Origin of the sequence: Amycolatopsis sp. WAC 04182 (genome assembly GCF_003947465.1) — a bacterium.
GTDB lineage: Bacteria > Actinomycetota > Actinomycetes > Mycobacteriales > Pseudonocardiaceae > Amycolatopsis.
The window spans coordinates 1,252,853-1,265,669 of sequence record NZ_QHJJ01000001.1; the positions used below are offsets into that span (position 1 = coordinate 1,252,853).

Annotated in this window: 13 protein-coding genes and 1 tRNA gene; 8 read left to right on the top strand and 6 right to left on the bottom strand. The window is 67.7% G+C overall.

Annotated features, from left to right (window positions below; genetic code table 11):
• The first annotated feature begins 24 nt into the window (after positions 1–24).
• The gene (locus tag DMH01_RS06300; RefSeq protein WP_125674115.1) at positions 25–1,209 is read left to right on the top strand and encodes a sorbosone dehydrogenase family protein; all 1,185 of its coding nucleotides are present in this window, start codon (positions 25–27) and stop codon (positions 1,207–1,209) included.
• Here the strand turns inward: DMH01_RS06300 and DMH01_RS06305 are convergent.
• Complete coding sequence (locus tag DMH01_RS06305) at positions 1,206–1,931, bottom strand: SDR family NAD(P)-dependent oxidoreductase (RefSeq protein ID WP_125674116.1); 726 nt, start codon at positions 1,929–1,931, stop codon at positions 1,206–1,208. The two genes, DMH01_RS06300 and DMH01_RS06305, sit on opposite strands and share 4 nt — an antisense overlap.
• Before the next feature lie 32 nt (positions 1,932–1,963).
• On the opposite strand from DMH01_RS06305, the gene DMH01_RS06310 reads away from it, so the two are divergent.
• On the top strand, positions 1,964–2,485 hold the full coding sequence (locus tag DMH01_RS06310) for an isochorismatase family protein (protein WP_125674117.1): 522 nt from the start codon (positions 1,964–1,966) through the stop codon (positions 2,483–2,485).
• 3 nt (positions 2,486–2,488) lie between these two features.
• Entirely contained in the window at positions 2,489–2,881 is a 393-nt protein-coding gene (locus tag DMH01_RS06315) for an NUDIX domain-containing protein (RefSeq protein ID WP_125674118.1), read from the top strand.
• Positions 2,882–2,885: 4 nt separating this feature from the next.
• Here DMH01_RS06315 and DMH01_RS06320 read toward each other — a convergent pair whose 3' ends face one another.
• From DMH01_RS06320 to DMH01_RS06330, 3 genes are all read right to left on the bottom strand, one after another.
• Entirely contained in the window at positions 2,886–3,521 is a 636-nt protein-coding gene (locus DMH01_RS06320; protein WP_125674119.1) for a hypothetical protein, read from the bottom strand.
• Between the two features lie 81 nt (positions 3,522–3,602).
• Positions 3,603–4,196, bottom strand: coding sequence for a TetR/AcrR family transcriptional regulator (locus DMH01_RS06325; protein ID WP_037318732.1), 594 nt, complete (start codon positions 4,194–4,196; stop codon positions 3,603–3,605).
• 98 nt (positions 4,197–4,294) lie between these two features.
• Positions 4,295–5,245, bottom strand: coding sequence for an acyl-CoA desaturase (locus DMH01_RS06330; RefSeq protein ID WP_125674120.1), 951 nt, complete (start codon positions 5,243–5,245; stop codon positions 4,295–4,297).
• Between the two features lie 173 nt (positions 5,246–5,418).
• On the opposite strand from DMH01_RS06330, the gene DMH01_RS06335 reads away from it, so the two are divergent.
• From DMH01_RS06335 to DMH01_RS06355, 5 genes are all read left to right on the top strand, one after another.
• A tRNA-Gln gene (locus tag DMH01_RS06335) sits at positions 5,419–5,490 on the top strand.
• A gap of 43 nt (positions 5,491–5,533) precedes the next feature.
• On the top strand, positions 5,534–7,282 hold the full coding sequence (locus DMH01_RS06340; RefSeq protein WP_125674121.1) for a diguanylate cyclase: 1,749 nt from the start codon (positions 5,534–5,536) through the stop codon (positions 7,280–7,282).
• Positions 7,283–7,326: 44 nt separating this feature from the next.
• Positions 7,327–8,814 carry a bifunctional UDP-N-acetylglucosamine diphosphorylase/glucosamine-1-phosphate N-acetyltransferase GlmU gene (gene glmU, locus DMH01_RS06345; protein ID WP_125674122.1) on the top strand — a complete coding sequence of 496 codons (1,488 nt, stop codon included), beginning with the start codon at positions 7,327–7,329 and terminating at the stop codon, positions 8,812–8,814.
• Positions 8,811–9,791 carry a ribose-phosphate diphosphokinase gene (locus DMH01_RS06350; RefSeq protein ID WP_005155717.1) on the top strand — a complete coding sequence of 327 codons (981 nt, stop codon included), beginning with the start codon at positions 8,811–8,813 and terminating at the stop codon, positions 9,789–9,791. The genes glmU and DMH01_RS06350 overlap by 4 nt, the downstream gene beginning before the upstream one ends.
• A gap of 128 nt (positions 9,792–9,919) precedes the next feature.
• Positions 9,920–10,795, top strand: coding sequence for a TIGR03621 family F420-dependent LLM class oxidoreductase (locus DMH01_RS06355; RefSeq protein WP_125674123.1), 876 nt, complete (start codon positions 9,920–9,922; stop codon positions 10,793–10,795).
• Here DMH01_RS06355 and DMH01_RS06360 read toward each other — a convergent pair.
• Entirely contained in the window at positions 10,789–11,406 is a 618-nt protein-coding gene (locus DMH01_RS06360; protein ID WP_125674124.1) for an NAD(P)-dependent oxidoreductase, read from the bottom strand. The two genes, DMH01_RS06355 and DMH01_RS06360, sit on opposite strands and share 7 nt — an antisense overlap.
• A gap of 96 nt (positions 11,407–11,502) precedes the next feature.
• Positions 11,503–12,624, bottom strand: coding sequence for a hypothetical protein (locus tag DMH01_RS06365; RefSeq protein ID WP_125674125.1), 1,122 nt, complete (start codon positions 12,622–12,624; stop codon positions 11,503–11,505).
• Positions 12,625–12,817: the final 193 nt, after the last annotated feature.

A 12,817-nucleotide genomic window follows, 5' to 3' on the forward strand; every position in this document is an offset into this window, starting at 1 on the left:
CGAGCACGGTGGCATGCTGAGGTCATGCGCACTTCCGCCGTCGTCGTGTTCGCTTCCCTGTCCTTGCTGGTCACGGCCTGTTCAGGGGCGTCGAGCGAGACGGTGCAGAGCGCACCACCGGTCACTTCGAAACCCGCCGTTTCGGCGCTGAAGGTCGAGCAGGTGACGGCCGGGCTCGAACACGGCTGGGACGTCGGATTCCTGCCGGACGGGAAGATCCTCGTCACCCAGCGTCCCGGGAAGCTGGCCCTGGTCGAGGGCGGCACGAAACGCGACGTCGCCGCCGACTTCTCCGACGTGCACGTCCGCGGCGAAGGCGGCCTGATGGGGATGGTGATCAGCAAGGACTTCGCGACGTCGCGCGAGTTCATCACCTGCCAGACCCACAAGGAGGGCGACACCGCCGTCGACATCCGGCTGGTCACCTGGCGGCTGTCGGACGACGGCGCGAGCGCCACGAAGGTCAAGGACCTGCTGACCGGGCTGCCGGTGAACCCCAGCGGCAGGCACTCCGGCTGCCGTCCCGCGTTCGGCGCGGACGGCGCCCTGCTCGTCGGCACCGGCGACACCGCCCGCCCGCAGCATCCGCAGGACCGGACGAGTCTCGGTGGCAAGGTGCTCCGTGTCGACGCGAAGACCGGGAGGGCGTTGCCGGACAACCCGTTCATCAAGTCGGCGAACCCGAACGAACAGCGTGTGTTCACCTACGGGCACCGCAACGTCCAGGGCGTCACGGTCCGTCCCGGCACCGGTCAGGTGTTCACCGCCGAGCACGGGCCGACCATCGACGACGAGGTCAACCTGGAGACCGCGGGCGCGAACTACGGCTGGGACCCGTCCAAGGGCGGCACCGAGACCAGCTACGACGAAAGCGTGCCGATGACCGACAAGCAGCGCTTCCCGGACGCGGTCAGTCCTTTGTGGACGACAGGTGAGATCACCGAGGCGATCTGCGGCGCGGAATTCCTCACCGGATCGCGGTGGGGAGCGCTCGAAGGCTCGCTGGCCGTGACCGCGCTGAAAGGCCAGAAACTCCTGCTGTTCCGCCTCGACGACGCGGGCAAGGTCACCGAAGTGACGCTGCCGCCCGAGTTCGACGACAAGTTCGGCAGGCTTCGCGCCGTCCGAAGCGCGCCCGACGGCTCGCTCTACATCACGACTTCGGAAGGCGAGGACGACAAACTGCTGAAGGTCACCCCGGGTGCCTAACGGCCGAGGTGCGCGCCGCCGTTGACGTGGATGATCTGGCCGGTGACGTGCCGCGCCTCCGGGCTCGCCAGGAAAGCCACCACTTCGGCGACATCCGCGGGCTCGCCGGCGCGTTTGGTCAGCGTGTTGCCGATCAGCCACGCCCGCCGCTCGTCGGAGAGTTTGCCCCGGAAGAACTCGGTGTCCCCGACCAGTCCGGGCGCGACGATGTTCGCGGTGATCCCCCGCGGCCCGAATTCCCTTGCCACGTCGACGTTCCACGCCTCCAACGCGGCCTTGGCCGCACCGTAGGAACCCGCTCCCGTCCGCGCGGCGATGGAGCCGATCGTGACGATCCGCGCGTCGTCGGCGAACCTTTCCCGCAAGGCGCGGGTGACCAGCACGGCGCTGAACACGTTCGCGTCGAAGTTGGCCTGCCAGTTCGCCGCGAAGGCCTTCAGATCCTCGGCAGGCCCGTTCCGGAAATCGGTGTTCCCGCCCGCGTTGTTGACCAGGACGTCGACACGCTCCGGCAGTTCGGCCAGCGCCCGTTCCACCGCGCCCGGATCGGCCGCGTCGAACGGGACCGGGTTCGCGCCGAGCAGCGTGGCCGCCTCGGTCAGGACCTGTTCCCGGCGGCCGGTGATCGTCACCCGGTCACCCCGCGCGGCGAACGCCGCCGCGACCGCGTAACCGATCCCGGTTCCGCCGCCGGTGACCACCACTTCCCTGTTCTGCCCCATGACCTCCAGCATAGGGACACTAGGCTCGCCCCATGACGAAGATCGACCCGGCGACGACGGCGCTCGTCCTGATCGACCTCCAGACGCGGATCGTCGCGCTGGAGACCGTCCCGATCGAAGGCACCGAGGTCGTGTCGAACGCCGGCCTGTTGCGAGACGCCTTCAGCGCGGCCGGCTCACCGATCGTCCACGTGCGCGCGCACCGGCCGGGCGTCGACGAGCAGCCGCCCGGCAGCGAACTGGTCGCCGAGTTGACGCCTCGCGAAGGCGAGCACCTGATCACCAAGCACACGATCGGCGCGTTCTACCGCACCGGACTCGACGAACTCCTGCGCGGACTCGGCGTGAAGACACTGGTGCTCGCCGGGATAGCCACGGAATACGGCGTCGAATCGACGCTGCGGGCCGCGATCGACCACGCCTACGAGACCATCGCCGTTTCGGACGCGATGGCGGGTATCGCCGCCATCTCCCACGAATCGGCGGTCACGAAGGTGTTCCCGCGGCTGGGCGAAGTGCTCACCACCGCCGAAACCGCCGCGGCGCTGGGCTGACCCATGATCGACAAGATCGCTTGGCTGCACCTACGCGACGGCCGGATCCTGAGCACCCGGTCGCGCGGTAAATCCGTGTTCTACCTGCCCGGCGGCAAACGTGAACCCGGCGAAACCGACACGGAGACCCTGATCCGCGAAGTCCGCGAGGAACTGACCGTCGAGATCGTTCCGGCGAGCATCGAGCCCGCCGGGGTCTTCGAAGCGCAGGCCGACGGCCACGCGACGGGGCTCCTGGTCCGGATGACCTGCTACACGGCCGAATTCGGCGGAACGCTCAAGGCCAGCAGCGAGATCGACGAGGTCGCGTGGCTCGGTTACGCGGACCGGGACCGGGTCTCCGCGGTGGACAAGATCATCTTCGATCACCTGCGGGAGACCGGCCTCCTGCGCTGACGATCTACTTCAGTTCGTCGAGGCACAGCACTCGGTCGCGCGGGATCAGCCCTCCCGTGCCCGAGTACGACGTGAGCTTCATGTCCGTTAACGGAACCGAGGCGCATGCCAGGTCTTCGACGGCGAGATCGGACCGGTTTTCGATGGCGAGCACCTTGAAGTGCGCTCCCGCGCAGTCCACCGTCTCGAGCTTCTTCGCCGCGAAGGCATCCCCGGGGAGGCAGTCCCCGACAGCCGGCAATCGCGCGCCCGGATTCTTGAGGTTCTCCAGACAGAGCAGGATGCCGTCGGGAGCCGTCTGCCTGCCCTGGAAGTAGTACAGGTCGGCGGTGGGGTACTCGTCGCATTCGGACCCACCCGAAAGCAGTATCCCGCCTTCCGACTTCCCGCCCTGCTTCCCGACGACCTTGAAGTTCGCTTCCGGCGAACCGCACTCGACGTTCTTGATGCTTTCCGCGTTGTCGACGTTGCCCTTGAGACAGGCGCCGACCGCGGTACGCGACGCCGTCAACGGATTCTCGGCGAAGATCCCCAGCAGGACGATGACAGCGAAGATACCCAGGACGATGACAGGTTTCAGCCACGGTCTCTTCTTCCGCGGCACCATCTGTTCGACGGCGGGCGCGAGATGGTTCTCCACAGTGCTTCCCCCAGTTGAATGACCTCAATGGGGGTCCTAGCGCTCCCTGCCCGGGAAACGTTACGGCGACGCGGCGCCGGCTCAGTACAGCCGCAGCTTGGGCTTGTGCTCCAAATTGGACAGACCGTTCCAAGCCAGGTTGACCAGATGCGCGGCGACCTCGTCGCGCTTCGGCTTCCTGGCGTCGAGCCACCACTGCCCGGTGAGCGCGACCATCCCGACGAGCGCCTGCGCGTACAGCGCGGCGAGTTTCTCGTCGTAGCCCCGCGCGGCGAACTGCTGCGCGAGGATGTGCTCGACCTGGCTGGCGATGTCGTTGAGCACGGTCGAGAACGTGCCCGTCGAACTCGCGACCGGTGAATCCCGCACCAGGATGCGGAAGCCGTCGTGGGAATCCTCGACGTAGGAGAGCAGCGCGATCGCCGCCTGCTCCAGCATCACCCTCGGGTGTCCACCGTGGAGGGTGGAGACCATCCGGTCGAGCAGGAGCTGCGTCTCGCGGTCGACGACGACGGCGTAGATGCCTTCCTTGCCGCCGAAATGCTCGTACACCACCGGTTTGGAGACGTTCGCGCGATGCGCGATCTCCTCGATGGACGTGCCTTCGAAACCCTTCTCCGCGAACAGGGCCCTGGCGACGTTGAGCAGTTGCTGCCTGCGCTCGGTCCCCGTCATCCGCACCCGGGCCACCGGGGCGACAGGACGCGCCCCGGTGACCGCTTCACGTTTGGTCCGCCTTCTCCCCGCCATCGCAGAAGACTAACGCGACCTCGCTATTTGCTTTCAGTGGCGATGCGCGCGAGGCGCTGCGGGGTCGGCCAGCGCACGTCGTAGGCCCAGCCGAACTTCTCGAAGATCCAGATGAGCCGCGCGGAAATGTCGATCTGGCCGCGCTGCACACCGTGCCGCGCCGAAGTCGGGTCGGCGTGGTGCAGGTTGTGCCACGACTCGCCGAAGGAGAAGATCGCCAGCGGCCAGAAGTTGGCCGACTTGTCGCGGGCCGCGAACGGGCGCTCGCCGATCATGTGGCAGACCGAGTTGACCGACCAGGTCACGTGGTGCAGCACGCAGACGCGCACCAGCCCGGCCCAGAAGAACGCGGTGACCGCGCCCCAGAACGACCAGGTGATCAGTCCACCGAGGATCGCGGGCAGCACCAGGGTGAGCAGGCTCCACAGCCAGAACAGGTCGTCGACCTTCTTGATGGCCGGGTCCTTCACCAGGTCCGGCGCGAACCGCTCCGCGTTGGTCTGGTCGCGGTCGAACAACCAGCCCATGTGCGCGTGCCAGAACCCCTTGGCGATGGCGACCGGTGTCGTCCCGAACAGCCACGGCGAATGCGGGTCGCCGTCGCGGTCGGAGAAGGCGTGGTGGCGCCGGTGGTCGGCGACCCAGGTGATCACGGGGCCCTGGACGGCCATGCTGCCGGCGATCGCCATCGCGACGCGCAGCCACGGCTTGGCCTTGAACGAGCCGTGCGTGAAGTAGCGGTGATACGAAACGGTGATACCGAGCCCGCTGATCGCGTAGAAGACCACGAACAGGCCGACGTCGACCCAGGTCAGTCCCCAGCCCCAGGCGAACGGGACGGCCGCGAGCAGCGCGGCGAGCGGGAAGATGACCCCGAGGTAGACCGAGAGCTGCACGCCACTCGATCGATGTCCTTCGATTACCGGCTTGGGGCCCTTCGCGGGCTTCTGGGAACGGTCCAGGGTAGCCGTCATGCAGTCACTTCTTTTCTGTGCGCAACCCCGAGGGTTTCCCTAAGGGTGACCTTACCTACGATGCCGTAAGTTACGGTACAGGAGGTTTCGTCCCCTGTGGAGTGCCCGCGAAGGTGAGACAACCCCCGGGCGCACGGGGACGTCTCCGACATGGCTATCCTGACCAGGATCGATCCGCCGTAGTGTAATCGGCAGCACTTCAGATTTTGGTTCTGACAGTTCAGGTTCGAATCCTGGCGGCGGAGCAGACGAACAGATGACCAGCGGCGTTTTCAACGGTGGGGGTGTGTGCGGCTGACCGAGGACGCGACGACCAGTGGCAGGCGGCCGGCGCTTGCGGAGATGTCCGACGCCTGGCTCCACGGTCGCGCGCGCGAACTCGGAGCGGCCATCCAGCGGGTCAGCTACGCCGAGCAGCTGGACATCGTCACCAGCCTCGACGAACTCCTCGACGAGACGCAGCGCCGCGGCGAACCGTTGCTGGTCGCCCAGCTGCTGCGTTATTCGGCGATGGCCAGGCTGGTCACCCGCGGCCTCGCCGCCGAAGCCGAGCCCCGGCTCGACGAGATGCTCGCGCACACCAGGCGGCACGGTCTCGCGCTGATGCGGGCCGACGCGCACGCCATGCGCGGGCGACGGCTCGTGATCGCCAAACAGGAGGACGCCGCCCTCACCGAGATCGCCAGGGCGCTGGCCATCCTCGACGACTCCGCGGTCCCGGACCGCCAGGTCGGCAGGCGCAACTGGGACCGGATGCTGTCCACGACCCTGGTCGACTGCTGGCTGGTGCTGAACCAGCTCGGCGTCTACGAGGCGGCCGAGGAGGCCATCGCCCGCGCCGCGCAGGCGATCCGCGACAGCGCGAGCCCGCACGAAATCGCGCTTCAGCTGATCAACCGGGTCAAGATGCTGCTGGGCTGGGGGCTGCGGCTCGAACGCATCGAGCGCTACGACGAGGGCGCGGACAAGTTCCGCACCGCCGCGTCGATGGCCCAGGCCGCCGAAGGCCCGTTCACCGAGTCGCTCTTCCCGCGCAAGGCAGGCGTGCCCGCGATCGACCAGGTCGGCGTGCTCGCCGCGGCCGCCGCGCTGGCGTCGCCCGATTCGTCCCATATCGAACGCCTGAACTCGCTGCTGCATCCGGAACTGGTGTTCCCGCACGAACGCGAGATCATCGCCATCGCGCTGGCCCGCTGCCTGGACAACGACGGCCGCCGCGAGGACGCCCTGCAAGTGCTCAAAGAGGTTCGCGAGGACAACGAAGACGGCTCGCTGCCGTCGATGCGGTTGAACCTCGCCCGCGAGCTGGCCAGGCTCGACACCACGCCGGACTACGCGTCCGGGGCGAGCCAGTCGCTGATCGACTACGCGACCATCCTGGAAACGGAGATGTGGTCGCTGCGGGAATCGCAGATCGCCACGCTCAACGCGCGCCGGGAGCACGAACGCCTGTCCGCCGAGCACGGCGCGATCACCCAGCAGGCCCTCCAGGACCCGCTCACCGGGCTCCCGAACCGGCGCGCGCTCGACGAAAAGCTGCGTTCGCTGGCGTCGTCCGCCGACGCCCAGCCGCTCGCCGTCGCGCTGGTCGACCTCGACGGGTTCAAGGACGTCAACGACAAGCAGTCGCACGCCGAGGGTGACAACGTGCTCCGTGTCATCGCGAGCACGCTGCGCGACGCCCTGCGCGGCGACGACGTGGTCGCCCGCTACGGCGGGGACGAGTTCATCGTGCTTCTACCTGGGGCTCCGGCCTCCGCGGCGAAGCAGGCGCTGGGTCGTTCTGTGAATGCCGTCGCATCTCTGCCGCACCATCTTTCGCACGGTGTCACCCTCTCCGTCGGCCTCGTCTCGCTCCGCCCGCAGGAACGGGCCGAGCAGGTCCTCGCCCGCGCCGACGCGGCCATGTACCAGGCGAAACGCGGCGGCGGGAACCAGGTTTCGTCGGTGAACTCAATGGCCATCGACCCGGCGACCGGATGGCCCGGCGAGGATGCTCCGACCGACCCCGCGTGGGACTCCGAGCAGCCCACGTAGGATCAATGCCCGACAACCACCGTTGGTGAAATGTTGGGAGAGCCGTGACCGGCCCGCTGAGCACGTTGATCCTCGCCGCGGGTGAGGGCACCCGCATGCGTTCGTCCACCCCGAAGGTGCTGCACCCGATCGCCGGCCGCCCGTTGGTCGAGCACGCGGTGCGGGCCGCCGCGGGACTCGACCCGGAGCACCTGGTCGTGGTCGTCGGCCATGGTCGCGACTCGGTCGGCGCCCGGCTGGAAAAGGTCGGCGAGGCACTCGGCCGCCAGGTCGTCACGGCCGTCCAGGAAGAGCAGAAGGGCACCGGGCACGCCGTCTCGTGCGCGCTCTCCGCGCTGCCCGGCGGACTGACCGGCACCGTCGTCGTCAGCTACGGCGACGTCCCGCTGCTCGACACCGAAACGCTCGCTTCCCTGGTCGCCGAGCACACCTCCACCGGTAACGCGGTCACCGTGCTGACCGCGGTCGTCGAGAACCCGACCGGTTACGGCCGGATCGTCCGCGACGAGAACGGCGTCGTCACCTCGATCGTCGAGCAGAAGGACGCCACCCCCGAACAGCACGAAATCGCCGAAATCAACTCCGGCGTCTACGCCTTCGACGCTTCGGTCCTCGTCGACGGGCTCTCGCGGCTTTCGACGGACAACGCGCAGGGCGAGCTCTACCTCACCGACGTCCTCGGCATCGCCCGCGGCGACGGCAAGGGCGTCGGCGCGCTGGTCATCGACGACCCGTGGGTGACCGAGGGCGTCAACGACCGCGTTCAGCTCTCCGTCCTCGGCGCCGAACTGAACCGCCGGATCGTCCGCGGCTGGCAGCGGGCGGGCGTCACCGTCGTCGACCCCGCGAGCACCTGGATCGACGCGGGCGTGACTTTGTCCCGCGACGTCGTCATCGAGCCCGGAGTGCAGCTGAAGGGTTCGACGTCGGTCGGCGAAGGCGCGCAGATCGGCCCGGACAGCACTTTGGAGAACGTCACCGTCGGCGCGGGCGCGTCGGTGGTGCGGACACACGGTTCGGATTCGGAGCTGGGCGACGGGGTGAAGGTCGGTCCGTTCACCTACCTGCGTCCCGGCTCCAAACTGGGGACCAAGGGCAAACTCGGCGCTTTCGTCGAGACGAAGAACGCCGACATCGGCGCCGGCACGAAGGTCCCCCACCTGACCTACGTCGGCGACGCGACCATCGGCGAGAACAGCAACATCGGCTGCTCCAGCGTCTTCGTCAACTACGACGGCGTGAACAAGCACCACACCACGATCGGCTCCCATGTGCGGCTCGGCGCGGACAACACGTTCGTCGCCCCGGTGACCATCGGCGATGGCGCCTACAGTGGGGCAGGCACCGTGATCAGGCAAGACGTGCCCCCGGGCGCGCTCGCCGTGTCCACCGGGCCGCAGCGCAACATCGAAGACTGGGTGTCCCGGCGCAGGCCGGGCACACCCGCGGCGGAAGCAGCTTCCGCCGCGAAGCAGGACACCACCGCCGTGTCCGATTCAAATAAGGGAAACGACGGGGAGTCGCCAGCATGAGCTCGAAGTCCGGAACACCGAAGAAGAACCTGATGCTCTTCTCCGGGCGCGCCCACCCGGAACTCGCGGAAGAGGTCGCCAAGCACCTCAACGTGTCGGTCGTTCCGCAGACCGCGCACAATTTCGCCAACGGGGAGATCTTCGTCCGGTTCAACGAATCGGTGCGCGGGACCGACGCGTTCGTGATCCAGAGCCACCCCGCTCCCATCAACGAATGGGTGATGGAGCAGCTGATCATGGTGGACGCCCTCAAGCGCGCGAGCGCCAAGCGGATCACCGTGATCATGCCGTTCTACCCGTACGCGCGGCAGGACAAGAAGCACAAGGGCCGCGAGCCGATCTCCGCGCGCCTGATCGCGGACCTGTTCAAGACCGCGGGCGCCGACCGGATCATGACGGTCGACCTGCACACCGCGCAGATCCAGGGCTTCTTCGACGGCCCCGTCGACCACCTGCTCGCGCAGAACGTGCTGGCCGCGCACATCAACAAGACGTACCAGGACGAGAACATCACCGTCGTCTCGCCGGACTCCGGCCGTGTGCGGCTCGCCGAGAAGTGGGCGGCGCAGCTGGGTGACCGGCCGATCGCCTTCATCCACAAGACCCGCGACCCCGACAAGCCGAACCAGGCCGTCGCCAACCGCGTCGTCGGCAAGGTCCGCGGTCAGCTGTGCGTGCTGATCGACGACATGATCGACACCGGCGGCACGATCGTGAAGGCCACCGAGGCCCTGCTCGACGAAGGCGCGTCCGACGTCGTCATCGCCTCGACCCACGGCATCCTGTCCGACCCCGCCACCGAGCGGCTGTCGAACTGCAAGGCGCGCGAGGTCATCGTCACCAACACGCTGCCGATCCCGGAGGAGAAGCGGTTCCCCGGGCTGACCGTGCTGTCCATCGCGCCGCTGCTGGCGCAGGCGATCCAGCAGGTCTTCGAGGACGGGTCGGTCACGTCCCTCTTCGACGGCAACGCCTGATCCCCGGCGAAGCAAGGGACCTTTGCTATCGCTCTCTCCCGGAGAGTGACAGCAAAGGTCCCTTGCTTCGTTTTCGGCTCGTCGCGAACGACGCGCGGCCGGCCGCCCGGCGTGGCTAGGTTCCGTTCATGGGGAAATTCAAATTCGGCGTGAACCTGTGGGGCGCCGAGAACCGTGAAGACTGGGTCGCGAAGTGCCGCCGCGTGGAGGCCCTCGGATACGACGTCATCTCCGTGCCCGATCATCTCGGGCCGGGACGGAACGCGCCTTTCCCGGCGCTGACCATGGCCGCCGCGGTGACCCAACGGCCCCGCGTCGGCACTCTTGTTTCCAATATGGCCTTTTACAACGCCGCGCTCTTCGCACGCGAAGTCGTCACGACGGTGAAAATGACGGGCGACCGGCTGGACCTCGGGCTCGGCTCCGGCCACATGAAATCCGAATTCGACGACGCCGGGCTGCCGTGGATCCCGGCCAAGGAACGTATCGAGTACCTCGCCAAGAGCCTTGACCACCTGCGCGAACACTTCGCCGGCGAAGGAATCACGCCCCCACCGCTGCTCCTCGCGGGCAACAGCGACGGCGTGCTCTCCCTCGCCGCCCGCGAAGCCGACATCGCCGGCTTCGCGGGCCTTCGTCAAGCACCAGGCAAGCCGCCAGGCACGTTCCGGCTCGACGATGCCGAGCGCATGGACGAACGTGTCGCCTTCTTCCGATCACAGGCGAACGGCCGTGATCCCGAACTGAACATGCTCGTCCAGAAGGTCGTCGTCGCGGATGATCGGCGCGCGGCCGCCGAGGCCTGGCATGAAGAGGTCAAAGACCAGGACGGCCTCGACGTCGACGCCCTGCTCGAAACGCCCCAATTGCTTTTCGGCACCGTCGCCGAGATCGTCCGGCAACTCCAGGAACGTCGCGAACGATACGGCTTCTCCTACATCACGGTGTTCGAGCCGATGCTGGAAACGTTCGCGCCAGTCGTGAAGGAACTATCCGGTCAGTAAGCGACGCAGAAACGCTGGCGGCGGTGTTCCGGCTTGTCGATCTCGTCGACGAACGCGATCGCGTAGTCCGCACCGCCGATCTTCGAACCGCCGTTCTCGTCGGTCAGGAGCACGTCGCCACCGAGCCGGAACTCACCGGTCCGCTCGCCCTCGGCCCACGCGCCGAACTCCGCGGCCGGGCTGACGTAGAACCAGTCGATGTCCTCGGGAAGCGTCTGGAACGCTTCCAGCACCTCGGCGTGCGCGCCCGCTTCACCCTTGTATTCGTCCGGGAACTCGGGGGTGTCGATCAACCGCGGCCCGCCTTCGGCCACGTGCAGGCTGCCCGCCCCGCCGACGACGCCGATCCGCGCGCCGTTGTCCTTCGCGACCTGGGCGATCGAGGGCACCGCGTCGAGCAGGCCGCTCTGCCCGTGAACCGCGATGACCAGGACATCGGCGCCCTTGGCGACATCGGCCAGGAAGGCCTCGTCGTAGAGCGAGCCCGCCCTGGTCCCCTCGCCTTCGGCGTTCCTGGACACCACCAAGACCTCGTGACCGCGGCCGCGGGCCTCCGCGGCGATCTTCCCGCCCGCGTACCCGGTTCCTCCGAACACAACCAATTTCGCCATCGCGTTTCTCCTTTTTCATCGGCGACCACGCCGATGCTAAGAACGCGAGATCGGCTACTTCAACGTATGCAACGCACCCCGAGGTGAGCGTGCAGGTCAGCCGCCCAGCGTGGCGAACTCGGACTTGAGCTTTTCGCGAACGCCGTTGACGTCGACCGGAGCCCGGACCTCACCCTTGGCCGACGGCTTCGCCTGCACCTGATAGCTGGCGTTCCGATTCGGCAGTTTGAACTTGACCTCGCAGGACATGCTCGTCGTCGTGTCCGGCGCCGCGTCGGCGTCCGCAGCGCAGCTCTGCGCGCCGAGGGACTGCGCGGTGAAGTCGACGGTCAGCTTCAGGTGCACGGGCGTCCCGCTCACGCCGCCGATGACGGAGTTGGCGACGTCGATGGTCGCCCGGCAGGTCCCCACGAAATCCGTGCAGTCCAGTTTGTCGTTGACGACACTGACCCTGACCTGGGTCAGCGCGTCGAACGGCTGCCCGATCCCGCCGATCGCGCCGTCCAGATCCGTCTGGAGTTTCTTGAGCGCTTCCCCAGCGAGCGGCTCGACCCGCATCTCGGCGCCGAGCGTCTTGCCACCCGCCGCGGCGACGAGGGAAGGCGCGAAACTCACGACACGGTGCGGCGCCGCCGTGGTCACCCGCAGTGTTCCGAGCCCGCTCCCGACGTCGTAGACCTCGGTCCCGTCGGGCAACTTCGAACGGACCGGATCGGTCAACGGGTTCATCCCGGACACCGCGGTCCTCAGTGTCGACGCGGCCTTGCGCGGGCTGAGCACCTCGACGGCGTTCACCGGCAGATCCGAGCTGTCCGTACGAACCCAGTTGGTGCCGTACTGGTCGCTGTCGCCGAGCCCGTGCGCCTTCCAGTACTCCGGCGTCGCCGAGAGGTACAGCTGCTTGTCGGCGGAAATGACCTGGATGGCCTGGCCGTCGACCGGCAGCGCTCCGTGCGCGCTCCCGTTCCGGGTGATCCGGAACTGCAGTTCCGCGGGCTGGCCCGACGCGTCCTTGATCGTCGTCTTGTAGACGACGGCCGGAGCCTGTTCCAGCGCCTTCAACGCACTCTCGACAGCGCCGCGCTGCTCGGCACGCCGATCCACCCGCTGCTGTTCGGCGGGCGAGATCCCGGCCGCCCCGTCGATCGCGACGTCACAACCGGCCAAGAGGCAGCACAAGGCGGCGATCGCGCCGATCTTCGACCGTCGTGCCGGCATCCCGTCCCCTTAGTCTCGCGTGCGAGCAGATCACACCTTAGAAAAGGGGTCGCGCACCACCGCATCCGCGGGTTCGCGAAGCAGCTGTCACCGACTTGTCACCTGTACGGGCCACCCGGCGGGACCCTCCCACGACCGGTTGGTCTACACTTTCCCGGTCTCGGCGAGGCGGGTTCCGTGAGCACCTGGTGCC